This window comes from Nocardioides panacihumi, from assembly GCF_039530925.1.
GTDB lineage: Bacteria > Actinomycetota > Actinomycetes > Propionibacteriales > Nocardioidaceae > Nocardioides > Nocardioides panacihumi.
Map to the genome: position 1 here is coordinate 1,592,039 of NZ_BAAAPB010000001.1, position 25,269 is coordinate 1,617,307.

The window sequence follows — 25,269 nt, forward strand, 5'->3', positions numbered from 1 at the left end:
GTCGGCCGTGCGCACTGAGGGCTCTGACGCGCCGGTCGCCGTGGACCGCGGGTTGTGGATGTACGGCGTCGTGCCCGCTGGGCTCACGCCACCCGGCGCGGTCGGCGTGGACGGCGAGCCGATCGAGGTCGTCCGCGCTGGTGAGGTCGCGGCGGTCGTGTCCTGGATGAGCCTGGACCGACCGCCGGGTCGCAAGGCGGAGCTGCTCGCGTACCACGGCGTCCTCGACGTCCTGGCCAGGAACGGGCCGGTCGCCCCGGTGCGGTTCGGCACGGTGATGGCCGACCGCGAGGCGGTCGTGGAGTTCCTCGAGGTCCAGGAGGGCGAGCTCGCCGAGGTCCTCGCGCTCCTCGAGGGGAGGCGGCAGTTCAACCTCCGGGCGACGTACGTCGAGGACGCCGTCCTGGCGGAGATCGTCACGCTCGACCCGGAGATCCGCGATCTCCACGAGCGGACACGCGACCTGCCCGAGGACGCGTCGTACCCTGACCGTGTGCGGCTGGGTGAGCTCGTCGTCCGTGGGCTCGAGCAGCGGGGCGCCGAGGACGCTGCCCTGCTCCTCGACACCGTCCTCCCTCGTGTCGTCGAGCACGTCGACCGGACGGCGTCGAACCCGTCCGTGGTCCTCGACGTCGCGCTGCTCGTCGACGAGTCGCAGGGGGACGAGCTCGTCCACGCGCTCGAGGGGCTCGCCGAAGCGGTCCACGAGCGCATCCGCCTCGAGCTGGTCGGCCCGATGGCGCCCTACGACTTCGCCGGAGCGTTCTGATGGGCCTCCTGACCGGCATCCTGACGCTGCCTCTCGCCCCGTTGCGTGGCACGGTCGCGATCGCCGAGCAGATCCGCCAGCAGGCCGAGGAGGCCTACTACGACCCGGCAGCGATCCGCCGCGAGCTCGAGCAGGTCGACCAGCTCCGGACCGACGGCGAGATCAGCGAGGACGAGGCGACCGCCTGGGAGGACCAGCTGATCGAGCGCATGATGATCGCCAGAGGAGGGAGTGGGCGTGGCTGACACCCCGGACGACGAGGCCGATCGGACCACCGAGACGGCGCCCGCGAAGAAGGCGCCCAGCAAGAGGGCGCCCAGAAAGAGGGCCACTGAGAAGAAGGCGCCCGCGAAGCGGACGTCAGCGCCGCGCGCCGCCTCGGCCCGCACGAGCAGGGCCACGTCGGCGGCGACGACAAACGACACCGACGACACGGACGACACGGACGACACCGGGAGCCAGCAGCGCGGGGAGGGCCAGCAGGGCGGGGAGAGCCGCCAGCGCAGCTCCGACGGCTCCTCGTCGTCGCGGACGAACACCGCCGACCTCGCTCTGGCAGCTGCCCAGCAGCTCGTCGCCCTGACCGGCAAGACCTTCGAGGGCATCGTCGGCCTGCAGCGGAGCGACGACGGCTGGGACGTCGAGGTCGAGGTCGTCGAGATGCGGCGGATCCCGAGCACGACCGACGTGATCGCCGTCTATCGGGTGAGCGTCGACCGGGGCGGGGACCTCCTCAGCTACCGCCGGGTCCACCGCTACCTGCGTGGGCAGGCGAGCGAGCAGCGATGACTGAGGAGCAGGGCCAGACACCGACGAGGCGGCCGTACGCCGGCCCGCCGGTGGGCGGTCGCGACCAGCCGGCGTCGCTGGCAGACATCCTCGAGCGCATCCTCGACAAGGGCATCATCATCGCCGGGGACATTCGGGTGAACCTGCTCGACATCGAGCTGCTGACGATCAAGCTCCGCCTGCTCATCGTCTCGGTCGACAAGGCCGCGGAGATGGGGATCGACTGGTGGCGCCACGACCCGATGCTCAGCGTTCGCGAACGCGGCATGGAGGAGGAGAACCGCGCCCTCAAGGAGCGGATCGCCGAACTCGAGGGTGGTGGCGACGAGGACGGGACCGACGACTCGTCAGCGACGGACGAGAAGTCCGAGCAGACCTCGGGCCGCGGTGCATCATCGAAGTGATGGAGGGGCTGACGTGGTCGAGCGAGACCCGGATGTCGAGTCGGCAGCAGCCACGGTGACCGACGAGCCGTCGGGCACGGGGCGCTACATGTACGCCGTCTGCCGCGGGCTCGACGCCCATGCCCTGGACGGTGTCGAGGGGCTCGGCGGTGCGCCTCTCGCGACGGTGCAGCACGACGAGTTGACCGCCGTCGTGAGCACGGTGATGCTCTCCGAGTTCGGTGAGCAGCCGCTGCGTCGCCACCTGGAGGATCTCGCCTGGCTGGAGCCGGTGGTCTCCAAGCACGACGAGGTCGTCAGGGCGATCTCGGTGTCGGCGCCGACGGCGCCCCTTCGTCTCGCCACGATCTGCTTCGACGACGACGCCGTGGGCGCTCGCCTGCGGGAGTGGTACCTGCCGCTGATGCAGGCCCTCGACCGTGTCGACGGCCGCGCCGAGTGGAGCGTCAAGGTCGTGGTCTCGCCGCGGTCCGAGGGGTCCACCGACCCGGAGAAGCCGGTGCTGAGCGGCGCGGACTACCTGCGCCGCAAGAAGGAGGCGGCGCAGGGACGCGTCGCCAGCGAGTCGGCCGCGCAGGAGCTGGCCCGATCCATCCACGAGGACCTGAGCCGACGAGCCGTCGCGAGCCGAGAGCTGCCCGCGCAGGACGCGCGTCTGAGCGGCCGGCCCGGCACGATGGTGCTCAACGCCGCCTACCTGGTCCCCGACGAGGCGGCCGAGCCGTTCGCCGCGCGCATCGCCGAGATCGCGGCCGGCAACCCGGAGCTCCTCGTCGACGGCCGCGGGCCCTGGCCGCCGTACTCCTTCGCCATGCTGGAGCAGCGGTGACGATCGCCCAGGGCGGCGCGCTGCTCGGCGACCACCCCGATGCGACCACGGGCGGTGGGCAGCGGGGGTCGCGAGAGCTCGCCCCGACCTCGCTGGTGGACCTGCTGGACCGCCTGCTCGGCACGGGTGTCGTGCTGGCGGGCGACGTCATCGTGTCGCTGGCCGGCGTGGACCTCGTGGAGATCAAGCTCCACCTGCTGATCACCTCGGTACGAGCGGAGATGGATCGACCGTGACCGAATGGATGGAAGGCGATCTGCCGTTCGACCTGTCGACCACCGGCGGACCCGGTGCACGACGGCCGGCGATCTTCCCTCAGCGTCTTGAGACCGACGCCGCCGGCGTCGAGCGCGACCTGCTCAAGCTCGTGCTCACCATCGTGGAGCTGGTCCGTCAGCTCATGGAGAAGCAGGCCCTGCGCCGCGTCGACCAAGGAGACCTGACCGACGAGCAGATCGAGGGGCTCGGCAACGGTCTCATGCACCTCGAGGCGGCGATGGAGGACCTCAAGGCCAGGTACGACCTGACCACGGACGACCTCAACATCGATCTGGGCCCCCTCGGGACGCTGCTCTCCGGGCCGTGACTCTCCGGGCCGTGATTCTCCGGGCCGTGACTCCCTGAGCAGCCGCGCGCCGGGCTCCAGGCTGGAGTCCGGCGCGCGTCGTGAGACTGCTCAGGTGCTCAGAGACTGAGGTTGAGCAGTCCGAGGATGCGGTTGAGCAGCGAGGTCAGCGTGCCCAGCTGGCCACCCAGGCCGCCGTCGAGGAGACCTGCGACAGAGCAGAGCAGGTTGCCCAGCAGGTTGCCGGCACCGGGCACCGCGTCGATGTTGAGGACGACGCGGTCAAGATGCACCGTGAGCCCGAGCAGGTTCAGGTCGAGCGGGCCGAGGACCAGGTGCAGGATCGCGCAGCTGGGCGCGGCTGCGGCAGCGAGCCGACCTGCCGAGGCAGGCGTGCCGTTGACCGACTGGAGCCGGATCGAACGCATGGCGGCGAAGCTCGAGGTGCTGCCGTTCGCGTGGTGCACGACTCCCTGGACCAGCCCGCGCACCTTCACCTGCCCATGGCGCTTGACGACGTGCAGCGGGACGAAGGTGCCGGTGACGCGCTGGCCCTTCGACGTCGTGCCGACGATGCGCGAGCGCAAGGAGCCGACGCCGTTGTGGACGACCAGGCGCGACGAGGTCGTCGTCGTGGCCGAGCCGGCCTTCGAGCCGGTGCTCGCCGTGCTCGCCGAGCTCATCGCCAGGCTCATGGCCAGGCCGACGACCAGCGCTACGACCGCGCTCGTGGCGCGGGTAGTGATTCGTGACATGTGGGTGTTTCCTCCCGAGTTGTGGGCCGAGCTCCCCACCCGGCCTCTGTCACGGTTGGCCGCGTCGCCACAACGAGCGCCACAGGGACGTGAACCCGACATGCTGCGATGCGGTCACCGCCAAGTCCGTTGCCCGAATGTGACGTGGCCTACACCCTGCTCACTCGGGTCGCTTGACGGCGACCACGGGGCACTCGGCCTCGAGGATCACCTGCTGCGAGCTGCTCCCCAGGAACAGCTTGCCCACGGGGGACCGACGACGCAGCCCGATCACGATCATGTCCGCGTCGACGGCCGCGGCCGCGGCGAGGATCTCGTCGGCGGGCGACTGGGCCGAGGACGGCTGCCGCATCTCGTGCTCGATCCCGAGCTCGCGGAGCTGCTCCGCGAGGGCGTCCCACTCGCTCGCGCTGGCGAACGCGGGATGGGCGTCGCTGCCGCGGACCCCTGAGTTGACGATCACCAGTCGGCTCTCGCCCCGACGCGCGACCTTGATCGCGTAGTCGACCGCGGCGACGCCCTCCGGGGACGGGACGTACCCGACGACGATGTGCTCCATGTGATCTCCGATCTCAGCGGTCTGCGGCCCGTACGGCACGGTCCGGGTCAACTCTGCCCATCCGGTGCCCTTCCGTCGACCCACGCGATCCCGTCCTGTCCGAACTCGTGGAGCGACCGCCTCACCGATTCGTCGCCGAAGACGCGTCACGCACGGCGGCCGGACGTGTCCTTCTGGCAGGGGCCGGCCGCGATCGGGCTGCCGTCCGACGACGATGAGGACACGGCGATGACGCGAAGCCTGGCGATCACGGCCTACCTGGTCGCGCTGTGCTCAGCTGCGGCGCTGGTCGTCGGCGCACCCGTGCCGGTGGTCGGTGTCGCCGACCTCGGTGTGGGCGTCGCGCTCGCACTGGCATCGGTCGGCGCCAGACGCGCTCGAGGCTGATCCGTCCGGCGGGTGGCTGCAGCCGCTGATTGGTTGGGCGCCGCGACCGGTCCTCCGGTCGCGGCGCCCGTTCGCTCGCCGGTGTCCGTGTTCTCGGCCGGTCACCCACGAGCTCGGCCCCCTCCCACCCCCGGAAGGACTGCCTTATGTGTAGGACCCGTAGCCGGCGCGTTCATGACGCGAGGTCGGAGAACTTCTTTCCTGCCGTCGACGGCGGTGCCCGCGCCGAGCGGTCGGGGCGCCCCGACCAGCCGGCTTCGGGTCTGTGCCGCGGATCCGAGTCACCTGGTGACTCGGATCCACGGCGATCCTGAGAAGCGCTGTTCGAGTGCTCGGCGGTCGAAGGGGCCGCTCGACGACGGGGGCGGGACGTCCGGCCTGCAGCCGCGTCCGTGGTGGCCGTGGTGGCCGTGGTGGCCATGGTGGTCGGGATCCGGACCCGCATCCGACGTCGGTGTGGGCGTCGGTGTGGGCGTCGGGGTCGGTGTGGGCGTCGGTGTGGGCGTCGGGGTCGGTGCCGGGGTCGGGGATGGTGTTGGGGTCGGGGATGGTGTTGGGGTCGGTGTCGGTGTGGGCGTCGGGGTCGGTGCCGGGGTCGGGGATGGTGTTGGGGTCGGTGTCGGTGTGGCCGTAGGTGTTGGGGTCGGTGTCGGTGTGGGCGTCGGCGCGTGTGTCGGCGCGGACGACGGCGCGGGTGTCGATGTGCCCGCGGGTGCGGGGCCGTCGCCGGCGACGGCGACCGGTGCGGGCGCGGTGCGTGTGACGGTCTGGTCGGTCGGGGCGGCTTCCGCGGCGCGTCGAGCGCGATGTCGGCGCCGTCGGTGCCGGTCGACGGGGCCTGCGTGCTGCGGCAGCGCACCGGCGCGATCGGGCCCATGGGGAAGGACGAGGGCGCCGGCCGGCAGGTCCTTGTCGGTGAGCCGCTCGTCCGGCGGGCCCTGGCTGTCGGTCAGCAGGCTGCTCAGCACGACGGTGAGGATGAGGGCGCCGGCCATCACCTTGGCCGCCGCGATCACGGGCCCGCCGAGGGAGCCGCCGACGCCGACCGGCGTACCGGGCGTCGACGTGCTGGGCGAAGCTGGAGCCGGAGCGACGGTGCCGCCGGCGTCGACCGCGACCCCCAGAGCCCCGGCCGCTCCGAACGCTCCGAACGCGAGCGGAGCCAGGACGGCCGCCAGGTCGCGGTTGAGGTCGGTCAGCTCGGTCGCGGCTGCCGCGCAGCGACGGCACGTCTGCAGATGTGTCTCCACGCGGACGAGCGCGGGTGCCAGCGGTCGCCCCGAGCGCAGGTATGCCGGCAGAGCGGCGACGGTCTCGCGACATCGAGGATCGCCGACGTCCGCCAGGTGCTCGGCGAGGAAGGCCTGCCGAAGGCCTTCGCGGGCACGGAAGCTGAGCGCTGCGACGGCGTTCGGCCCGATACCGAGCACGTGCGCGGCGTCCTGGGGGCCCTTCTGCTCCACCGACGTGATCCACAGGACGGTCTGCCAGCGCTTCGGCAACCGCTTGAACGCCTTCAGCACCGCCAGCCCATCCAGGATGCGGTCCGCTTCGTCGCCAGCCGGCGCGGCCGGCTCGATGTCGTGCGCGTCGGCGACCGGTAGCTCGGGGTGGCGCCGGCTGTTGAAGTGGATGTTGCGGACGGTCACCAGGAGGTACGACGTGAAGGAGGAGACCGGGCCGCCTCCTCGCCGCAGCTGGGTGAGGATGCGGGCGAACGCCTCGCTGACGAGGTCTTCCGCTGTCGCCGGATCGTCGAGCGACCGGGCATAGCGCAGGGCGGTCCCGCGGTGGCGCGCGAAGAGCTCGGTGAAGGCCGCATCGCTGCCGCGGCGGGCGGACGTCAGCAGCTCCGAGTCGCTCGTTTCCAGGCTCACACCCGTACTGACACCCGAGAAGCGTCCGTATTACGCGAGCCGCCGACCTGGCTCGTCGTACGGCCGGGCGTGCTGGGCGCTCGCGGGCGCCAGAAGTTTTTACCTTGCAAGTTGCGTCAGATCTCGACGGGTTCTCTGTCTCTCTCCCAGACGGACGACAGCGCAGACAGCTGAGCTCCGGTTCCTCCACCGTCCTGGGCCCGCCGGCTCGGTGTGCCGTGGTCGACCAGCAGTGCCGCACCTTCACCTGAGAGATGAGAGACCACGCATGAGTTACGCGAACCCTGGGCGTTTGAAGACGCTCGTCCTGGCGATCGCTGCGATCGGGCTGGCGCTGCTCGGCCTGGCCGGGCCGGCCACGGCGGCCTCGCCCTCGCTGCCGGACCCGAGCAAGACCGGTTCGATCAACATCCACAAGTTCGAGACGCCGGACACGCCGACGGGTCTGCCCAACAACGGCACCGCGGTGAGCACCGCCGGCCTGAAGCCGGTGCCCGGAGTGACCTTCAGCATCCAGAAGGTGTCGGGGATCGACCTGACGACGAACCAGGGCTGGGTCGACGCGAACGCTCTGAGCGGGTCGTTCAACGCGGCCAACGCGTCGGGCTCGATCACGGCGGCCGGCTACACCCTGGCCGCGGCGGCGGGTTCGCCGGTGACCACCGACGCGAGCGGCAACGCCGCCCTCGCGGGTCTGCCGCTGGGTCTGTACCTGGTCACCGAGACCTCCTGGCCGGCCGGTGCGACACCGTCGGCTCCGTTCCTGGTGTCGGTGCCGTTGACCGACCCCACCAGCCAGAGCGCCTGGCTCTACGACGTCAACGTCTACCCCAAGAACGCGGTCACCACGATCGCCAAGACCGTCTCCGACCAGGCCGCGGTCAAGCTGGGTGACACGGTCACCTGGACGATCAAGGCCGACATCCCGAACGTCAGCCCGATCGATGGCTACAAGGTCACCGACAAGCTCGACACCAAGCTCACCTACGCCAACGCCACCGCGGTGCTGGCCGACGGGACCAGCCTGGTCAAGGGCACCGACTACACGACCACCCTGGACGCGGCGACCAACACGCTGACGGTCGACTTCACCGCCGCCGGTCGCACGATCCTGGCCGCTCACCCGGCCAGCCAGGTCGTGGTCAAGGTCGACACCACCGTGAACGCGGTCGGCGAGATCGCCAACACCGCCCTGCTCTACCCCAACCAGGCCAGCTTCAACGTGACCCCGGGCCAGCCCGGTGGTCCGGTGGTCAGCCCTCCGGTGCTGACCAAGTGGGGTGCGATCACGCTGCTGAAGACCAACGGCAGCGGTGCCGCCCTGCCCGGCGCGGTGTTCAGCGTCTACGCCACCCAGGCCGACGCCGAGGCCGGCACCAACCCGATCTCGCTGGGCGGCCAGACCACGTTCACCGCCGGCGCCAACGGGCAGGTGACCATCTCGGGGCTGCGTTACAGCGACTTCGCCAACGGTGTCACCGTGGCGCCCGGTGACCCGGGTTACCGCGACTACTGGCTGGCCGAGGTCAAGGCCCCCACGGGCTACGAGCTGCTGGCCGACCCGATCAAGTTCGACGTCACGGCCGCCACGACCGCGGTCGGGGTCGACCTGACGATCAAGAACATGCCGGCCAACGCCGGCTTCGCCCTGCCCTTCACCGGTGGACCGGGCGGCGTGTTCATCTACCTCGGCGGCGCCCTGCTCCTCCTGGGCGCGCTCGCCATCGGCCTCACCCGCAAGCGGACAGCCCAGAGCTGACGCGACGCGCGTGAGCCGCTGACACCCCACTGCGGGGCGACGACCCGACAGGGTTGTCGCCCCGCACAGGGCGGTCGCCTTCCCCCGTTCTGCCAGACGATTGAAGAGAGAGCCGGACCACGTGACTGCTCAGGTGCTCGCCCCGCGCCTTCGTCGAGCGTCCGTCCGCCGCGGCCGATGGGCGGCGTTCATCACCGCCTGGACGGTCCGGCGCGGCGTCGTCGTCCTGATCGCGCTCGCCGGTCTCGGCGTGCTCCTGTTCCCCTCCGCGGCCACCTGGTCCTCCGACCGCGCCCACGCCGCGACCGTCGGCGCGTACGTCGGCACGGTGCGCTCGCTCCCTCCCCAACGGATCCACGAGGCCCTGCGGGCGGCGCATGCCTACAACCGGCACCTGCCGGGCGGCCCGCTGCAGGATCCGTACGCCGCGTCGGGTGCCGGCCGACAGACCGCGCGAGGCTCCGAGGTCGACGACTACCTCCGCACGCTCGACGTCGGCCCGGACGGCATGCTGGGCGTGGTCGCCGTGCCGTCCATCGGCCTCAGCCTCCCGATCTTCCACGGCACCGCTGCCGAGACGCTCGACCGCGGGGTCGGCCACCTCTACGGGACCGCCCTGCCGGTCGGCGGTGCTGGCACGCACAGCGTGCTGACCGGACACTCGGGCATCGTCGGGTCGACCCTGTTCACCAACCTCCACAAGGTGAGGCTCGGTGACCAGATCGCCGTGACCGTCCTCGACCAGACCTTGACCTACCGCGTGGACGACATCCGCACCGTCCTGCCCGACGAGACCGACTCGCTCGCGCCCGCGCCGGGCAAGGACTACCTCACGCTCGTCACGTGCACCCCGATCGGGGTCAACTCGCACCGCCTCCTGGTGCGGGGGGTGCGAGTGCCGACCAGCGCCGCGGCCGACGCCCGATCGGTGGTCGCGGCCGGTCAGCCGCAGGCAGGCTTCCCGTGGTGGGCGCTCGCCGGAGTGGGCGGCGCGCTGCTCGTGCTGCTGGCCACCCGCCCGCTGGGCGAGCGACGCACTCCTGCGTCGGCGACGGCCGGCGGCTGACGTGGGCGCGCCGTCGACGCAGCTGCCTCCCGACGCCACGTCGGAACGGTCGGACGCCCCGGCCGTCGCCGCCGATGACAGCCGGTCGCGCACCAGCCGCTGGCGCCGGCGGGGCTTCTGGCTCGGCACGGTCGCCATCGCGGTCGGCATGTCGCTGCTGGCGTACGTCGCCTGGCAGTTCTGGGGCACGACGTGGGTGTCCGACCGCCACCGTGAGCAGGCGCTCGGCCAGATCCACGCCGACTGGAGGTCGACGCACACCGCGCAGGTGAAGACCCGTTTCGGCAGCGCCAGCGCCATCGTGGAGATCCCTCGGTTCGGACGCCACTACCAGGTGCCGGTGCTCGAGGGGACGGACAGCGGCGTCCTGGCCGTCGGCTACGGGCACTTCCCTGGTGCGGCGGGGCCGGGCCAGGTGGGCAACTACGCCCTCGCCGCCCACCGCGTGACGCACGGGGAGCCGTTGCGCAACATGCCGGAGCTGCGGGTCGGCGACCTGGTCAGGATCATCACGCGGACCCGCACCTACGACTACCGCCTGGTCACGGGCGGCGACGACCTGGTCGTCCCGCTGACGGCGCGCTGGGTGACCACGCCCCTCCCGCACAACCCCGCCGGGGGAGTCCAGCCGCCTCAGGCCCCCGGGCAGCGGCTCATCACGCTGACCACCTGCGCGGAGCTGTTCCACACCGACAACCGGCTGATCGCGTTCGGCGTCCTCGAGCGCAGCGTCCCCCACCGTGAGCCGGGCGTCGCGCCGACCTCGTGACGACGCCGGGCGCCCGGTGGCGGCGCCGGGTCAGAAGTCGACGGGATCGCGGATGACCGGACACGTCATGCAGTGGCCGCCGCCGCGGCCGCGGCCGAGCTCGGCGCCGACGATCGTGATGACCTCGACCCCGGCCTTGCGCAGCAGCGTGTTGGTCAGGGTGTTGCGGTCGTAGGTGAAGACGACGCCGGGCTCGAGGGCGACGGCGTTGTTGCCGCTGTCCCACTGCTGGCGCTCGGACTGGTAGACGTCGCCTCCGGTCTCGATCACACGGAGCTTCGCAAGGCCGAGTGCCCGGGCGACGACGTCGACGAACGGGGTCGACTCCTCGTCCACCACGTCGACGCCGGGGGCGGCGTCGCCGGGCAACAGCGTGAAGGTGTGCACCGCGTCCATGATCGTCGGGTAGAGCGTGACGATGTCGCGGTCCGCGAAGGTGAACACGGTGTCGAGGTGCATCGCGGCACGCAGCTTCGGCATGCCGGCCACGATCACCTGCTCCGCCGCGCCCTGCGCGAAGAGGGCAGCGGCGACCTGGGTGATCGCGTGCCGCGACGTACGCTCGCTCATCCCCATCAGCACGACGCCGTTGCCGACGGGCATGATGTCGCCGCCCTCGAACGACGCCTGGCCCCAGTCCTGCTCGGGGTCGCCCCACCAGACCGTGGAGCCGACGAAGTCCGGGTGGAACTCGTAGACGGCCTTGTAGAGCAGCGTCTCCTCCTGGCGGGCCGGCCAGAAGAGCGGGTTCATCGTCAGGCCGCCGTACAGCCAGCACGTCGTGTCGCGCGTGTAGAGCGTGTTGGGCAACGGGGGCAGCAGGTACTCACGGACCCCGGTGGACTCGCGGGCGAGCGTGACGTACCCGGACCGGAAGTCCTCGGGCAGGTCGCTCGTCGCCAGGCCGCCGATGAGCTGCTCGGCCAGGTCGCGCGGCGTGAGCGACTCCAGGTAGGACCGGGTGCCGTCGACGAGCCCCAGACCGACGCGGTTCGGCACGACCAGGCGGTCGAGGAGCCACGCCCTGGCATCCGGGAGCGCCATGGTCCCCGCCAGGAGGTCGTGCAGCTCGACGACGTCGACGCCGCGCTGCGTGAGCTTGTTGACGAAGTCGGCGTGGTCCCGCTGCGCGTTCTCCACCCACATGACGTCGTCGAACAGCAGGTCGTCGGCGTTGCTCGGCGTGAGCCGTCGGTGGGCGAGTCCCGGTGCGCACACCAGGACCTTGCGCAGCCTGCCGACCTCGGAGTGGACGCCGTACGTCGAGGAGACCGGTGCGTCACCGGTGGTCGTGTCGGTGGTCATGTCGTTGCCTTTCACCTCGTCGAGGCGTCGTCAGGGTCAGATGGTGATGCGTCCGGTCCACAGCCCGACGGCGCCGATCACGCCACCCGCCAGGATCAGGACGAACAGGCCGATCTCTGTCGGCGACAGCAGCCGCCGGCCGCGTTCGGTGCGTGCCTTGATGTAGAGCAGTGCCGCCGGGGCCAGGATCACCGTCATCAGCAGCACGAACTTGAGCCCCGCGGCGTCGAAGAGGAACGCCGTGTAAGCGGTCGCGACGCCCGCGACGATCGTCTCCCGGTTGCGCACCCGTCGATGGACGCCCTCGTACGACTCCCCGGTCAGGCCGAGCTTGAGGGCGTAGGCCGCGGCGAGGAAGTACGGGAGCAGGGCGAGGCTGGTGGACAGGTCGAGCATGAAGTTGAGGGCGTCGTCGACCACGAGCGTCAGCACGAGCAGGCTCTGGATGGCGAGCGAGGTGACCACGAGGGCCGTGATCGGGGTGCCGTGCTCGTTCTCCTGGCCGAGGAACTCGGGGAAGTCCTCGTTGCGGGCGGGGATGTACATCACCTCGGCCGCCATCAGCGTCCAGGCGAGGTAGGCGCCGAGCACGGAGACGATCACCGCGGCGCTGATGAACCACCGACCCCAGTCGCCGACGACGTACTCGAAGACGGGGATCATCGACGGCTGCCGGGCCTTGGCGAGGTCGGGCTGCGTCATCACCGAGTAGCTCGACAGCGTCACCAGCGCGAAGACCGACAGCACGCTCAGGAAGCCGAGCACGGTCGCCCGACCGACGTCCTCGCGACGCTTCGCGTAGCGCGAGTAGACGCTCGCCCCCTCGATGCCGATGAAGACGAACGTCGTGATCAGCATGGTGTTGCGGACCTGCTCGTTGAGGCTGCCGAGGTCGCCGTACCCCGTGGCGGTCCAGTTGTCGGCGAAGATGCCGGCGTCGAAGGAGAACAGCAGCACCACGATGAAGACGAGGATCGGGATGATCTTGAAGACCGTCACGATCCGGTTGATCACCGCGGCGTCGCGCACCCCGCGGGCGATGAGGTAGTGGAAGAGCCAGATCGCCACCGTCGACACGCCGACGGCCAGCACGGTGGCGCCGTCGCCGAAGCCGTCGAAGAAGTTGCCCAGCGTCGCGCCGATGAAGACCCAGTAGAACGTGTTGCCGGCCACCGTGCTGGCCCAGAAGCCGATGGCGGAGTTGAAGCCGGCGTAGTCGCCGAAGCCGGCCTTCGCGTAGATGAAGACACCGGAGTCCAGCTCGGGCTTGCGGATCGCCAGGTTCTGGAAGACGAAGGCCAGCATCAGCATCCCGGCCCCGGCGACGGCCCAGGCGATCAGAGACCCCAGGATGCCGGTCGCGACGCCGAAGCGGGCAGGAAGGGAGAAGACGCCGGCGCCCACCATGCCGCCGACCACGATGCCGGTGAGTGTCGGCAGGCTCATCTTGGCGTCAGGCGCCGAGACATCGCTCTCGACAGCGCTCATGGTCACCGACGTTGCCCCTCCGGCGCCGGAACAGGGGTCACCCGGGAAGGGTGAGACCGCTTTCGTCCCCTCCACCGGGTCCGAATAGGCCGGCGCCGCGCGGGCCTCTATGCTGGGTGCCGAAAGGGAGTAGTCCCCAACAGCCGTGTCGACATACTGACCTCCGGGTCCGGCACGGTAGGCCGCCCGCAACGGCGGCGGACGAGACTTTCGACCAGACACCCGTATGCAGACGTGCCTGGTCGAAGGGGCGTCCGCGCACATCCCTCCGGCCCGGCGCCGGAGAGGAAGCCCGTTGTACGCGTTCCTGTTGAGCACCGCCGTCATCTTCGTCGCCGAGCTCGGCGACAAGAGCCAGCTGATGGCGATGACGTTCGCCGCGCGATACCGCGCCCGCGACGTCCTCATCGGCATCACGGCCGCCACCGCGCTCGTCCACCTGGCGTCCGTCGCCATCGGCTACTTCATCGGCGACGTCTTCAGCGGCGCCCAGGGCACGATCGAGATCATCGCCGGGCTCGCCTTCCTCGCCTTCGCGGCCTGGACGCTGCGCGGCGACGAGCTGACCGAGGACGAGGCCGAGAAGGCGCGCCGCAGCCGCGGGCTCTCGATCGTCGCGGTCGGCACGGCGTTCTTCCTCGCCGAGCTCGGTGACAAGACGATGCTCGCGACCATCACCCTCGCCACCCAGCACGGCTGGTTCGGCACCTGGATCGGCTCCACCCTGGGCATGGTCGCCGCGGACGCGCTGGCGATCGGCGTCGGTGCGGTCATGGGTCGCCGGCTGCCGGAGAAGGCGATCAAGTACGGCGCCGCCGTACTGTTCGCGATCTTCGGAGTGCTGCTGGTCGCCAGCGGCGCCGGCTGGCTCTGAGCCGGTCTAGCGCCGGTGGCCGAGCCGGATCTTCCGGCCCATCGCCACGTCCTCCTGCGCCTTCTTGGCCGCCTTGTCGGTCTTGCGGGTGTCGCGCGGCGGGAGCTGGATGCTCTCCTCCGCCGCGATCCCCGCCTCGAGCTCGCGGCCGCGCTCGAGCTCGGCATCCAGCTCGGCGCCGAAGAGGAGCGCCAGGTTGGTGATCCACAGCCACAGCAGGAAGACCACGACGCCGGCCAGGGAGCCGTAGGTCTTGTTGTAGTTGGAGAAGTTGGCGACGTACAGGCCGAACGCGACGGAGGCCACGACGAGCGTCAGGATCGCCACGACGGCGCCCACGCTGACCCACCTGAACTTCGGCTGCGACACGTTGGGCGTCACGTAGTAGAGAAGCGCGACGATCACGATCACCACGGCCAGCATCACGGGCCACTTGGCGATGTCCCACACCGTGACGGCGGTCCCGCCCAGCCCGATCAGGTTGCCGACCGACCTCGCCGCGGGGCCGGTGAGCACGAGACCCAGGCCGACCAGGGCGGCCATCACGACCAGCAGCAAGGTGAGGACGAGCATCACGGGGCGCAGCTTCCACGCCGGACGCCCCTCGTCGACCTCGTAGATCCGGTTCATGCCGCGGCCGAAGGCGCCGACGTACCCGGACGCCGACCACAGGGCGAGGGCCAGACCGATGATGAGCGCGATGCCGCCGGAGTTGCTCGACGCCAGCTGGCTGATCGTGGGACGCAGGGTGTCGGCCGCCGACGAGGCGCCGATGTCGGACATCACCTGCAGCAGGTTGTCGACGGTCTTCTTAGGGTCGCCGACGAGGCTGATGAGGGAGAGCATCGCCACCAGCGCCGGGAAGAGCGCCAGCACCGCGTAGTAGGTGAGGGCCGCCGCGAGGTCGGTGCACTGGTCCTTGCCGAACTCGCGCATCGTCCGGCGCGCCACGTAGAGCCAGGAGCGCTTGGTGAGGTCGGTCGGCGAGGCCGGCTTCCCAGGCGCGTCGGGTGCGGGGTAGTCCTGCTTCGGCGTCGTCTCCACGTCGGATCGGTGCCCGTCGCGGACCGCGACCATTCGCGCGCCCGGCTCGACGCGCCCGGGTCTACCAGTCCCCGGCGACGTCGAACGCGGAGTCCTTGCGCGACAGCAGCTCGCGGCGGTCGTCCGGAGTGAGCGCGTACAGCTGATCGGCGAGCTCCGCGCGCACGCTGTAGAGCTGCGGCGACTCCGACAGCGGCACCACGGTGTGCACGACGCGGTCCTGGTAGAGATGGGTCATCGTGATCGAGGTGCTGCCGTCGACGGCGTGCAGCAGGGCGCTGCGGGGCGCCGGGTCGAGGGTGTAGCAGCTGGCCGCGGCGACCGAGACCGGGATGCCGGCGAGGGTCGAGTACGTCGAGTAGTGCAGGTGCCCGGCCAGGACGCTGCGCACGTCGGAGCCGCGGAGGACCTCCGACAGCTCGTGCTGGGCGTAGAGCTCGATGACCGCCTCGGCCGGCGACATCGGCAGCGGGACCGGCGGATGGTGCATCGCGAGCAGCGTGCCGTGCGGCGAGGGCGTCGCGAGCACGTCCGCGAGCCAGTCCAGCTGGGCGCGGGTCAGCTCGCCGTGGTGATAGCCGGGGACAGTGCTGTCGAGGCTGACGATGCGCAGTCCGTTGACGTCGTACACGGCGTCCTGACTGGTGTCGGTGGCCTCTCCGAAGAGCCCCTCGGAGTAGGCCAGCCGCTCGTCGTGGTTGCCCATCACCCAGACGACCTGGGCGCCGAGCGCGGCGGCCGCCGGCTCGACGATCTCCTTGAGCCGGGCGTAGGCGGCGGGCTCGCCGGCATCGGCGAGGTCCCCGGTGACGACGATCGCGTCCGGCGCGGGGTGCATCCGCGCGATGCGCTCGATGGCGAGCAGCACCCCGCGCTCGGGGTCGACGACGCCGTACTGGAGTCGGCCGTCCGCGAGCAGGTGGGTGTCGCTGAGGTGCGCGACCGTGTGGACCGGGTCGGGGTACTGGCCGAGCTGCACGTGTCGAGCGTAGGGGGTCGGCGTCCTCCAGTGCCGAGTCGGCGCATCCTCGCGCTGTGGGAGGGCCGAGTCGGCGCATCCTCGCGCTGTGAGAGGGCCGAGTCGGTGCATCCTGACAGCCATAGTGCGAGGACGCGCCGACTCGAGCGTCTGGGGGTGCGAGGACGCGCCGACTCGAGCCTCTGGGGGTGCGAGGATGCGCCGACTCGAGCCTCTGGGGGTGCGAGGACGCGCCGACTCGAGCCTCTGGGGGTGCGAGGACGCGCCGACTCGAGCCTCTGGGGGTGCGAGGACGCGCCGACTCGAGCCTCTGGGTCAGGCCGCGACCGGCTGCCCGCTGAGCTTCTTGTAGGTGTAGGCCGCGCCGATGAGGACGATCGGCCCGGTCACGATGAAGCCGAGGCACAGCACGCAGAAGCCGACGAGGTAGACGATCGTGCCCACGACCACCCACAGCAGCATGCTGCTCAGGTTGTCCTTCGTGAGCGTGAAGCTGGCCTTCATGGCGTCGACGGCCGACATCTGCCGGTCAACGACGAAGAACGGCGTGAACAGCAGGAAGAACCAGGCGATGATGCCCGGCAGGACGAACAGGACGATGCCGATGGCCGTGATCAGGCTGACCAGCACGCTGGCGAGCACGACGCTGCCGATCGGGAGCCGTGTGAAGATGTCGCTGACGCGGAAGCGTCGTCCCTCGGTGATGTCGAGGCAGCCGCGGATGAGTGCCGCCTGCACGATGCCGACCAGCGCGATGTCGATGAACAGGGCGACGGCGCTCGCGAGATCGCTGGTGAAGAAGTCGCCGTGGTCGATGGCGATGCGGATCGGGTAGCCGATCGCGGAGGCGACGAGCCAGGTCAGCAGCAGGAGCAGGGCCGCGAGGATGATCTGCCCGATGTTGTCGACGAACTTCGTGAACCCGTAGTTGACCGCGTCGCCGACCCGCCACTCCTCGGGTCCTGAGGGCGGGGCGCCGTAGGTGTCTCCGGGCGGAGGGGCGCCGTACCCACCGGCCGGGGGCGTGCCGTACCCACCGGGCGGAGGCGGTGGCGTCGTGCCGTAGTCGGGGCCTGACGGAGGGGGAGTGCCGTAGTCGGGTCCGGAGGGCGGCGGAGTCGCACCCGGGGTCTGGTTCGGTTCGTCCGGCGGTGTGGTCATCGTGTGGCCTTCCGTTCGACGTAGGCGGGCCACCAGCGCCGCGCCCGCGGTGATGACTCGCAACGTATCGCCACCGGCGGCCCGGCGAACAGGTCTGCAGCCATGTCGCCGACACGTGTCGCGGGGTCAGAATGGCTCCGTGACCAACCTGGAGACGCGACCCGTGGAGATCACCTGCGAGGGACGGGCGGACGGTCGAGCGGAGATCATCGCCCCCCGGAAGGTCCCGCTCGGCGGCCCGCGCGCGATGGACGTACGACGCACGCTGCCGTCTCGCGAACGGTCCCTGATCGGGGCGTGGTGCTTCCTCGACCACTACGGACCCGACGACGTCGCCGCGACCGGAGGCATGAAGGTGGCGCCGCACCCCCACACCGGGCTGCAGACCGTGTCGTGGCTGTTCACCGGCGAGGTCGAGCACCGTGACTCCGCCGGCAACCACGCGCTGGTCGTGCCCGGCGAGGTCAACCTGATGACGGGCGGCCGTGGGATCAGCCACTCCGAGGTGTCCACCGATGCAGCGTCGGTCCTGCACGGGGCCCAGCTCTGGGTGGCGCTCCCCGAGGAGCATCGCGACACCGATCCCGCCTTCGCCCACCACGTCCCGGCGCCGATCGCCGGCCCGGGTTGGACGGTGCGGGTCCTCCTCGGCTCCCTGCTCGGCGACACCTCACCGGTCCACACCCACACGCCGCTGCTCGGCGCCGAGATCCTGCTCGAGCCGACGACCTCTCTGACGCTGCCCGTCGACGCGTCCTTCGAGCACGGGGTGCTGGTCGACACCGGCGGCGTCGCGCTCGCGACCGACGACGGCACCGCGACACTCGTCGCGAAGGACCACCTCGCGTACACGCCGCCGGGCGCGTCCACGCTGACCCTCGAGGCCGGCGGGTCCTGGACGCGTCTGCTCCTGCTGGGCGGGCCGCCGTTCGGCGAGTCGATCGTCATGTGGTGGAACTTCGTCGGTCGGTCGCACGAGGACGTCGTGGCCTACCGCGACGCCTGGCAGGCCGCCATCACGGACGACTCCGGCGCGGTCGTCGCCGACTCGCAGCTGGTCTCCGACTCGCGCTACGGCGTCGTGGTCGGCGACCACCTGCCGCCGATCCCCGCCCCGCCGTTGCCGGAGGTCCGGCTGCGGTCGCGTCAGTAGGCCCGGCGTGACTGCGCAAGCACCTCCCGTCACGGTCGAGGCGCTGGTCGCGGCCCTGCCGCCCGGCATGGTCGTCACCGAGGCGAGCGCCATGGAGAAGTACCGCGAGGACTTCGCCCGCGACGGCTCCGCGGGCACGCCGATCGCGGTCGTGCGCCCCGAGACGGCGGCACAGGTGCAGACCGCCGTAAGGTGGGCCGCCGACCACCTCGTCCCGGTCGTCGCCCGCGGCGCCGGCACCGGGCTCTCGGGTGGCTCGTCGGCCGTCGACGGCGGGATCACCATCTCCCTGGACCGGATGCGCGCCGTCGCCATCGACCCGCAGTGCCAGGTCGCGGTCGTCGAACCCGGAGCGCTCAACGCCGACGTCAAGCGTGCGGCGGCCGAGCACGGCCTGTGGTACCCGCCGGACCCGTCGTCGTACGAGATCTGCTCGATCGGCGGCAACCTGGCGACCAACGCGGGCGGCCTGTGCTGCGTGAAGTACGGCGTCACGAGCGACTACGTCCTGGGCATGGACGTGGTCCTCGCCGACGGGTCGCTGGTCACCCTGGGTGGGAAGCAGATCAAGGACGTCGCCGGGTTGTCGCTGCTCAAGCTCTTCGTGGGCAGCGAAGGGACGCTCGGCATCATCACGCGCGCGATCCTGCGGCTCATCCCGCTGCAGACGCCACAGGCGACGCTGGTCAGCACCTTCCCCAGCATGGCGGCCGCCGCCGAGGCCGTCGTCGCAATCCGGGGCGCGGTCCGGGCGTCGATGCTGGAGCTCATGGACAACACGACGATCAACGCCGTCGAGGACTGGCGCTCGCACGGCCTGGACCGCTCGGCGGGCGCACTGCTGGTGGCTCAGTCGGACGCATCCGGGGACGCGCAGGCCGAGGTGGACCTCATCTCCGCCGCGTGCACGGCGGCCGGTGGCGAGGACGTCTACGCGACGACCGACCCGGACGAGTCGGCGATGTTCGTCTCCGCACGCCGCAACGCCCTGCACGCGCTCGAGGCGCGCGGGAGCGTGCTCTTCGAGGACGTGGGGGTGCCCCTGCCCCGGCTGCCCGAGCTCGTGCAGGAGGTAGGTCGCATCGCCGAGCGTCGAGACGTCGAGATCGCCGTGGTCGCCCACGCCGGCGACGGGAACACCCACCCGATCATCGTGTACGACGGCGCCGATGACGGTGCCGTCACGCGGGCGCGCCAGGCCTTCGCCGAGGTCATGGCCGCGGCGATCGCGCTGGGCGGCACGATCACGGGTGAGCACGGCGTCGGTCGCGCCAAGCGGTTCGCCCTGCCCGACCAGCTCGGCGACGACGTACTCGCGCTGACCTGGCGCATCAAGGACGCGTTCGACCCGCACGGCATCCTCAACCCCGGCGCCGTGCTCCCTCCGAGGCTCTCCGCGAAGAAGGGGGAACGATGACCTCGATCGTCAGCCGACACCTGTTCGGCCCAGGCCCGACCAACGCCTATCCCGAGGCGACCGAGGGGCTCGCCCGGCCCCTGCTCGGCCACCTCGACCCCGCCTTCCTCGCGATCATGGACGAGACCTGCGAGTGGCTGCGCGCGGTGTGGGGGACGGCGCAGAACCGGACGCTGCCGCTCTCGGCCACCGGGTCTGCGGGCATGGAGGCCGCGTTCGTCAACACCGTCCACCCCGGGGACGTGGTCGTGGTCGCGGTGAACGGGCTGTTCGGGCAGCGCATGTGCGAGGTCGCCTCCCGGTGCGGGGCCGAGGTCGTCGCTGTCCAGCACCGCTGGGGCTCCCCGGTCGACCCCGAGCGGGTGGTCGCCGCGCACCCTGCGCCCGCCATCGTCGCCGCGGTGCACGCCGAGACCTCGACGGGGGCGCGGTCGGACATCGCGGCGCTCGGGGCCGCCGTACGCGACGCAGGCGACGCCCTGCTGCTCGTCGACGCCGTCACCTCGATCGCCGGCATCGAGCTCCTGGCCGACGAGTGGGGCATCGACATCGGGTACGCCGGGACGCAGAAGTGCCTGGGCGTCGCGCCCGGCCTCGCGCCGTTCACGATCAGTGAGCGGGCCTTCGGCCGGCGGGTCGAGCGGCCGCGGTCGTGGTACCTCGACCTGGGGCTGCTCGGCGGGTACGTCGGCGACGCCGGCCCCGGTCCGCGTGCCAGGACCTACCACCACACCGCCCCGGTCGCGATGGTCAGCTCCTTGCACGCAGCGCTCGGCCGGATCCTGGAGGAGGGCCTCGACAACGTCTGGGCGCGCCATGCCGCCGCCGGGCAGGCGCTGCAGGACGGCCTCGAGGCGATGGGGCTGGAGCTGTTCGCCGACGCGGGCCACCGGTTGCCGGAGCTCACGACGGTGAGGGTGCCGGACGGCGTCGACTCAGCCGACGTACGCCGGACCCTGCTGGAGCGCTACGACATCGAGATCGGCGCCGGCGTGGGCGAGTTCGCCGCGTCGGTGTGGCGGATCGGCCTGATGGGGCCGAACGCGAGCCCCGACGCCGTCGCGCTCGTGCTCCACGCACTCGGCGACGTGCTGGGGCGTCCGACGTCGGGGTAACTCAGTGTTCGCCGAGGTGGAGGGCCGTTGGAACGGCCGCCCACCTCAGCGAACACTGAGTTACCCCTGACGGACGGGGGCTCGGCTCAGCGGAGTGCTGCGGCCTCGGACGCGAGCCGGGTGACGGTGTCCCAGTCGCCGGAGTCGAGGGCGGCCTTCGGCGTGATCCAGGTGCCGCCGACGCAGCCGACGTTGGGCAGCGCCAGGTAGTCCGCGGCCGTCGCCGGCCGGATGCCGCCGGTCGGGCAGAACCGCGCGGTGGGCACGACGGTCGGCAGCGAGGAGAGGTACGCCGTCCCGCCGGACGCCTCCGCCGGGAAGAACTTCATCTGCGTGACGCCGTACTCGAGCACCGCGAGGACCTCCGACACGGTGGCCGTGCCCGGGAGGAACGGCAGCCCGGTGTCGAGCATCGCGTCCATCAGCCGCGGGGTGGCGCCGGGGGAGACCAGGAAGGACGCGCCCGCGTCGTGGGCCGCCTTGGCCAGGTCGGGCGTGGTGACGGTGCCGGCTCCGACCGCGATCTCCGGCACCTCGGACGCGATCGCGCGGATCGCGTCGAGCGCGACGGGAGTGCGCAGCGTGAGCTCGATGACCGGCAGGCCGCCGGCGACGAGCGCCCGGGCGACCGGGACGGCCTGGTCGACCGACTCGACGACGACGACGGGGACGACCGGAGCGAGGCCGAGCAGGTCGGTGCGGGCAACGTCAGACGTGGACAACGGGGCGCTCCTCGAAGGAAGGGGTGATGGGGGCGAAGACGGAGGCCCCGGTGTCGGCCGAGCCGACGCTGGCGCGGAACGCGGCGAAGAGCTCGCGGCCGGTGCCGGCCCACTCCTCGCCGATCGGTGCGCGGCCGGTGGCCTCGCGGGCGTCGAAGGCGACCGGGTCGACGTCGATGGTGAGCGTGCCCGCGACCGCGTCGACCGTGATCACGTCACCGTCGCGCACGCGTGCGAGCGGTCCGCCGAGCGCGGCCTCGGGCGTCACGTGGATGGCGGCGGGGACCTTGCCCGAGGCGCCCGACATGCGGCCGTCCGTGACGATCGCGACGCGGTGGCCCCGGTCCTGCAGGACGCCCAGCGCCGGCGTCAGCTTGTGCAGCTCCGGCATGCCGTTGGCGGCCGGCCCCTGGTAGCGGATCACGGCGACGAGATCGTGGTCGAAGCGTCCGTCGGCGAAGGCCTCGAGGAAGTGCGCCTGGTCGTCGAAGACCATCGCCGGCGCGGTGACGACCTGGTTCTCGGGCTTGACCGCCGAGGTCTTGATGACGGAGGTCCCGAGCGGACCGTGCAGCACCCGCAGGCCGCCGTCGGCGGAGAACGGCTCGGTGGCCGGACGCAGCACGTCCAGGTCGCCGGGCTCGGTCGGACCCTCGACCCACTCGATGCCGGGCGCGTCGGGCGTCGAGCCCAGCCCGGTCGCCGACAGCCGCGGCTCCTGCGTGTAGCGCGAGAGGCCGGGGCCGACGATCGTCCGGACGTCCTCGTGCAGCAGCCCGGCGGCCAGGAGCGTGCGGATCAGGTAGGCGATCCCACCGGCGGCGTGGAAGTGGTTCACGTCCGCCTGGCCGTTGGGGTAGACCCGGGCCAGCAGCGGGACCACCGCCGACAGCTCCGCGAGGTCGTCCCAGGTGAGCTGGATGCCCGCCGCCCGGGCGATCGCGACGAGGTGCAGCGTGTGGTTGGTCGAGCCGCCGCTGGCGAGCAGGGCGACGCAGGCGTTGACGATCGCACGCTCGTCGACGATCTCGCCGATCCCGGCGTCGGTGCCGGCCAGCTCGGTGACGCGGGCAGCGGCGGCACGGGTCAGGGCCTCGCGCAGCTCGCCGGTCGGCGGCGTGAACGACGCGCCCGGCAGGTGCAGGCCGAGCACCTCCATGAGGAGCTGGTTGGAGTTCGCGGTGCCGTAGAAGGTGCAGGTGCCCACGGAGTGGTACGACGCCGCCTCGGCCGCGAGCAGCTCCTCACGGCCGACCTTGCCCTCGGCGTACAGCTGGCGCACGCGGGCCTTCTCGCCGTTCGGCAGACCCGAGGCCATCGGGCCCGCCGGCACGAAGACGGTCGGCAGGTGGCCGAAGGAGAGCGAGCCGATCAGGAGCCCGGGCACGATCTTGTCGCAGACGCCGAGCATCAGGGCGCTGTCGAACATGTCGTGGGACAGCGCGATGGCCGCCGACATGGCGATGACGTCGCGGCTGAACAGCGACAGCTGCATGCCGTCGCGACCCTGCGTGATGCCGTCGCACATGGCCGGCACGCCGCCGGCGACCTGCGCGATGCCGCCGGCGCGGAGCACGGCCTTCTTGAGGACCGGCGGGTAGTCGGCGTACGGCGCGTGCGCGGAGAGCATGTCGTTGTAGCTCGTCACGATGGCGACGTTCGGCTTCGCGGCGGGACCGACGACCTGCAGCTCGCGCTTGTCGTCGGGATCGGCGGCCGCGAAGCCGTGGGCGAGGTTCGCGCAGGCGAGCCGACCACGGGCCGGGCCCTGCTCGGCGGCGGCGCGCACCCGGGAGAGGTACGCCGCGCGGGTCGACGCGCTGCGGGAGGCGATACGGGCGGTCACCGAGGCGACAGTGTCGTTCACAGACGTGGTCACAGGGAGTCCTCCTGCCAGGAGCGGCCGTCCCGCTCGATGAGGGTGATGGCCGGGGTCGGGCCGGCTGAGCCGGCGGCGTACCGCTTCGGCGGCAGCGCGGTCTCGGCCCAGTGCTCGATGATCGGGTCGCACCACGCCCAGGCCGCCTCGACCTCGTCGCGGCGCATGAACAGCGTGGGGTTGCCCTTGACGACGTCCATGAGCAGCCGCTCGTAGGCGTCAGGGGAGCGCTGGGTGAACGCCGAGGCGAAGTTGAGGTCGAGCGAGACCGGCTTGAGCCGGTAGCCGCCCGGGCCGGGCTCCTTCGCGGTCAGGTGCAGGCGCATGCCCTCGTCGGGCTGGACCTGGATGTGCAGCCGGTTGGGTGCGCGCACGCCGCTGCGGTGGGGGAAGACGTCGTGCGGGGGCTCCTTGAAGAAGATGACGATCTCCGAGGAGCGCCGGTCCATGCGCTTGCCGGTGCGCAGGTAGAACGGGACACCGGCCCAGCGCCAGTTCTGCACCTCGACCTTGAGGGCGACGAACGTCTCGGTCAGCGCCTCGAGCGAGCCGACGGGGAGGCCGAGCTCCTCGTCGTACGACGAGACGGGCCGGCCGTCGATCAGTCCGGCGGCGTACCGGCCGCGCACGGTGTCGCGGTCGATGTCGGGCGCCGTCATCGGCTTGAGGGCCTGCAGGACCTTGAGCTTCTCGTCCCGGACGTCCTCGCGGCCGACCTCGATCGGCGGCTCCATCGCGACGAGGCAGAGGAGCTGGAGCAGGTGGTTCTGGACCATGTCGCGCAGGGCGCCGGCCCGGTCGTAGTAGTCCGCGCGCTCGCCGACGCCGAGCGTCTCGGCGACCGTGATCTGGACGTGGTCGATCCAGTGGCTGTTCCACAGCGGCTCGAGGAGCGTGTTCGCGAACCGCGTGACCAGCAGGTTCTGCACGCTCTCCTTGCCGAGGTAGTGGTCGATCCGGAAGATCTGCGACTCGTCGAAGACCTCTCCGACGACGGCGTTGATCACCCGTGCGGAGGCCAGGTCGTGGCCGATCGGCTTCTCGAGCACGACGCGCGCCGGCGCGGCCGTCATGCCGCCCTCGTCGAGGCGGCGGCAGATCGGGCCGAACAGGGACGGGGCGACGGCGAGGTAGTAGACGCGGACGGTGGCCTCGACCTCGGGGCGGTCCTTCAGCAGACCGTGGAGGGCGTGCCAGTCGTCGGGCTCCTCGACGTCGAGGCGCACGTGGCTCACCCGGCCGAGCAGGCGCTCGGCGATCTCGTCGTCGACGTCGCCCACGTGCTCGACGAGCGCGTCGTGCACGACGGCCCGGTAGGCGTCGTCGTCGAGCTCGGAGCGGGAGACGCCGATGATCCGGGTGTCGGCGGGCAGGTGGCCCTCGGCGTCGGACTGGTAGAGGGCAGGGAGCAGCTTGCGGAGCGCGAGGTCGCCGGTGCCGCCGAAGACGGTGAAGTCGCAGCGCTCGGGCATCACAGGGATGCCGGAAGTGGCCACGCCGGTGGCGGAAGCGGGGGACATGCCTCCACGGTGACAGGATTTTTTGATCGTTACAAGCAGGACTTGCGTTTTTCTCAGACAAAAGTACCCCCTAGGATCCTGCCC

General features: G+C 71.4%; 26 protein-coding genes. 15 read left to right on the forward strand and 11 right to left on the reverse strand.

The features are described 5' to 3' along the window. The first annotated feature begins 7 nt into the window (after positions 1-7). Genes ABD205_RS07415 through ABD205_RS07445 form a run of 7 tightly spaced genes read left to right on the forward strand, consistent with a single transcriptional unit; the run spans position 8 to position 3,377 of the window. Positions 8-769 (forward strand): GvpL/GvpF family gas vesicle protein, encoded by a 762-nt coding sequence (locus ABD205_RS07415; RefSeq protein WP_344043960.1) that lies wholly within the window; start codon positions 8-10, stop codon positions 767-769. Continuing rightward, the gene (locus tag ABD205_RS07420; RefSeq protein ID WP_344043962.1) at positions 769-1,014 is read left to right on the forward strand and encodes a gas vesicle protein GvpG; all 246 of its coding nucleotides are present in this window, start codon (positions 769-771) and stop codon (positions 1,012-1,014) included. The genes ABD205_RS07415 and ABD205_RS07420 overlap by 1 nt, the downstream gene beginning before the upstream one ends. After that, on the forward strand, positions 1,007-1,558 hold the full coding sequence (gene gvpO / locus ABD205_RS07425; RefSeq protein ID WP_344043965.1) for a gas vesicle protein GvpO: 552 nt from the start codon (positions 1,007-1,009) through the stop codon (positions 1,556-1,558). The genes ABD205_RS07420 and gvpO overlap by 8 nt, the downstream gene beginning before the upstream one ends. Beyond that, positions 1,555-1,962, forward strand: coding sequence for a gas vesicle protein (locus ABD205_RS07430; RefSeq protein ID WP_344043967.1), 408 nt, complete (start codon positions 1,555-1,557; stop codon positions 1,960-1,962). Before gvpO ends, ABD205_RS07430 begins: the two co-directional genes overlap by 4 nt. A gap of 13 nt (positions 1,963-1,975) precedes the next feature. Then, a complete protein-coding gene (locus ABD205_RS07435) occupies positions 1,976-2,791 on the forward strand; it encodes a GvpL/GvpF family gas vesicle protein (protein ID WP_344043969.1) in 816 nt (271 codons plus the stop codon). Next, on the forward strand, positions 2,788-3,027 hold the full coding sequence (locus ABD205_RS07440; RefSeq protein WP_344043971.1) for a gas vesicle protein: 240 nt from the start codon (positions 2,788-2,790) through the stop codon (positions 3,025-3,027). Before ABD205_RS07435 ends, ABD205_RS07440 begins: the two co-directional genes overlap by 4 nt. Continuing rightward, complete coding sequence (locus ABD205_RS07445; RefSeq protein WP_344043973.1) at positions 3,024-3,377, forward strand: gas vesicle protein K; 354 nt, start codon at positions 3,024-3,026, stop codon at positions 3,375-3,377. The genes ABD205_RS07440 and ABD205_RS07445 overlap by 4 nt, the downstream gene beginning before the upstream one ends. Before the next feature lie 98 nt (positions 3,378-3,475). Here ABD205_RS07445 and ABD205_RS07450 read toward each other — a convergent pair whose 3' ends face one another. Both ABD205_RS07450 and ABD205_RS07455 read right to left on the reverse strand, forming a co-directional pair. Continuing rightward, positions 3,476-4,111, reverse strand: coding sequence for a hypothetical protein (locus tag ABD205_RS07450; RefSeq protein ID WP_344043975.1), 636 nt, complete (start codon positions 4,109-4,111; stop codon positions 3,476-3,478). 160 nt (positions 4,112-4,271) lie between these two features. Continuing rightward, positions 4,272-4,670, reverse strand: coding sequence for a universal stress protein (locus tag ABD205_RS07455; protein ID WP_344043977.1), 399 nt, complete (start codon positions 4,668-4,670; stop codon positions 4,272-4,274). A 165-nt stretch (positions 4,671-4,835) separates the two neighbouring features. Here ABD205_RS07455 and ABD205_RS07460 point away from each other — a divergent pair, with 165 nt between their 5' ends. Further along, on the forward strand, positions 4,836-5,057 hold the full coding sequence (locus tag ABD205_RS07460) for a hypothetical protein (RefSeq protein WP_344043979.1): 222 nt from the start codon (positions 4,836-4,838) through the stop codon (positions 5,055-5,057). 281 nt (positions 5,058-5,338) lie between these two features. Here the strand turns inward: ABD205_RS07460 and ABD205_RS07465 are convergent, their stop codons facing one another. Then, the gene (locus ABD205_RS07465) at positions 5,339-6,934 is read right to left on the reverse strand and encodes a sigma-70 family RNA polymerase sigma factor (protein WP_344043981.1); all 1,596 of its coding nucleotides are present in this window, start codon (positions 6,932-6,934) and stop codon (positions 5,339-5,341) included. A gap of 292 nt (positions 6,935-7,226) precedes the next feature. Here ABD205_RS07465 and ABD205_RS07470 point away from each other — a divergent pair, with 292 nt between their 5' ends. The 3 genes from ABD205_RS07470 to ABD205_RS07480 all read left to right on the forward strand — a co-directional run bounded on the left by ABD205_RS07470 (position 7,227) and on the right by ABD205_RS07480 (position 10,528). Then, positions 7,227-8,693 carry a SpaH/EbpB family LPXTG-anchored major pilin gene (locus ABD205_RS07470; RefSeq protein WP_344043983.1) on the forward strand — a complete coding sequence of 489 codons (1,467 nt, stop codon included), beginning with the start codon at positions 7,227-7,229 and terminating at the stop codon, positions 8,691-8,693. 121 nt (positions 8,694-8,814) lie between these two features. Then, the gene (locus tag ABD205_RS07475; RefSeq protein WP_344043985.1) at positions 8,815-9,759 is read left to right on the forward strand and encodes a class C sortase; all 945 of its coding nucleotides are present in this window, start codon (positions 8,815-8,817) and stop codon (positions 9,757-9,759) included. A 1-nt stretch (position 9,760) separates the two neighbouring features. Further along, a complete protein-coding gene (locus tag ABD205_RS07480; RefSeq protein WP_344043987.1) occupies positions 9,761-10,528 on the forward strand; it encodes a class E sortase in 768 nt (255 codons plus the stop codon). Positions 10,529-10,558: 30 nt separating this feature from the next. Here ABD205_RS07480 and ABD205_RS07485 read toward each other — a convergent pair whose 3' ends face one another. Together ABD205_RS07485 and ABD205_RS07490 are read right to left on the reverse strand one after the other, a co-directional pair. After that, positions 10,559-11,833 (reverse strand): arginine deiminase, encoded by a 1,275-nt coding sequence (locus ABD205_RS07485; protein WP_344043989.1) that lies wholly within the window; start codon positions 11,831-11,833, stop codon positions 10,559-10,561. Positions 11,834-11,869: 36 nt separating this feature from the next. Then, on the reverse strand, positions 11,870-13,321 hold the full coding sequence (locus ABD205_RS07490; protein WP_344043991.1) for a basic amino acid/polyamine antiporter: 1,452 nt from the start codon (positions 13,319-13,321) through the stop codon (positions 11,870-11,872). Positions 13,322-13,631: 310 nt separating this feature from the next. Between ABD205_RS07490 and ABD205_RS07495 the strand changes: the two genes are divergently transcribed. Then, positions 13,632-14,195 carry a TMEM165/GDT1 family protein gene (locus ABD205_RS07495; RefSeq protein WP_344043993.1) on the forward strand — a complete coding sequence of 188 codons (564 nt, stop codon included), beginning with the start codon at positions 13,632-13,634 and terminating at the stop codon, positions 14,193-14,195. A 6-nt stretch (positions 14,196-14,201) separates the two neighbouring features. On the opposite strand, the gene ABD205_RS07500 is transcribed toward ABD205_RS07495, so the two are convergent. From ABD205_RS07500 to ABD205_RS07510, 3 genes are all read right to left on the reverse strand, one after another. Further along, positions 14,202-15,239, reverse strand: a complete 1,038-nt coding sequence (locus ABD205_RS07500; protein ID WP_344043995.1) for a YihY/virulence factor BrkB family protein — start codon at positions 15,237-15,239, stop codon at positions 14,202-14,204. 61 nt (positions 15,240-15,300) lie between these two features. Next, entirely contained in the window at positions 15,301-16,218 is a 918-nt protein-coding gene (locus tag ABD205_RS07505; RefSeq protein ID WP_344043997.1) for a phosphodiesterase, read from the reverse strand. A 315-nt stretch (positions 16,219-16,533) separates the two neighbouring features. Beyond that, the gene (locus ABD205_RS07510) at positions 16,534-17,379 is read right to left on the reverse strand and encodes a YciC family protein (RefSeq protein ID WP_344043999.1); all 846 of its coding nucleotides are present in this window, start codon (positions 17,377-17,379) and stop codon (positions 16,534-16,536) included. Positions 17,380-17,518: 139 nt separating this feature from the next. On the opposite strand from ABD205_RS07510, the gene ABD205_RS07515 reads away from it, so the two are divergent. From ABD205_RS07515 to ABD205_RS07525, 3 genes are read left to right on the forward strand one after another with little or no spacing between them, the layout of a single operon-like run. Continuing rightward, positions 17,519-18,532, forward strand: a complete 1,014-nt coding sequence (locus ABD205_RS07515; protein ID WP_344044001.1) for a pirin family protein — start codon at positions 17,519-17,521, stop codon at positions 18,530-18,532. Positions 18,533-18,539: 7 nt separating this feature from the next. Next, the gene (locus tag ABD205_RS07520; protein ID WP_344044002.1) at positions 18,540-19,949 is read left to right on the forward strand and encodes an FAD-binding oxidoreductase; all 1,410 of its coding nucleotides are present in this window, start codon (positions 18,540-18,542) and stop codon (positions 19,947-19,949) included. Further along, positions 19,946-21,064: a pyridoxal-phosphate-dependent aminotransferase family protein gene (locus tag ABD205_RS07525; protein ID WP_344044004.1), complete on the forward strand. Its 1,119-nt coding sequence runs from the start codon at positions 19,946-19,948 to the stop codon at positions 21,062-21,064. The genes ABD205_RS07520 and ABD205_RS07525 overlap by 4 nt, the downstream gene beginning before the upstream one ends. An 86-nt stretch (positions 21,065-21,150) precedes the next feature. Here the strand turns inward: ABD205_RS07525 and eda are convergent, their stop codons facing one another. From eda to zwf, 3 genes are read right to left on the reverse strand one after another with little or no spacing between them, the layout of a single operon-like run. Next, positions 21,151-21,786 (reverse strand): bifunctional 4-hydroxy-2-oxoglutarate aldolase/2-dehydro-3-deoxy-phosphogluconate aldolase, encoded by a 636-nt coding sequence (eda, locus tag ABD205_RS07530; RefSeq protein ID WP_344044006.1) that lies wholly within the window; start codon positions 21,784-21,786, stop codon positions 21,151-21,153. After that, a complete protein-coding gene (gene edd / locus ABD205_RS07535) occupies positions 21,773-23,665 on the reverse strand; it encodes a phosphogluconate dehydratase (protein WP_344044008.1) in 1,893 nt (630 codons plus the stop codon). The genes eda and edd overlap by 14 nt, the downstream gene beginning before the upstream one ends. Next, positions 23,662-25,185 carry a glucose-6-phosphate dehydrogenase gene (gene zwf / locus ABD205_RS07540; RefSeq protein WP_344044010.1) on the reverse strand — a complete coding sequence of 508 codons (1,524 nt, stop codon included), beginning with the start codon at positions 25,183-25,185 and terminating at the stop codon, positions 23,662-23,664. Before zwf ends, edd begins: the two co-directional genes overlap by 4 nt. Positions 25,186-25,269: the final 84 nt, after the last annotated feature.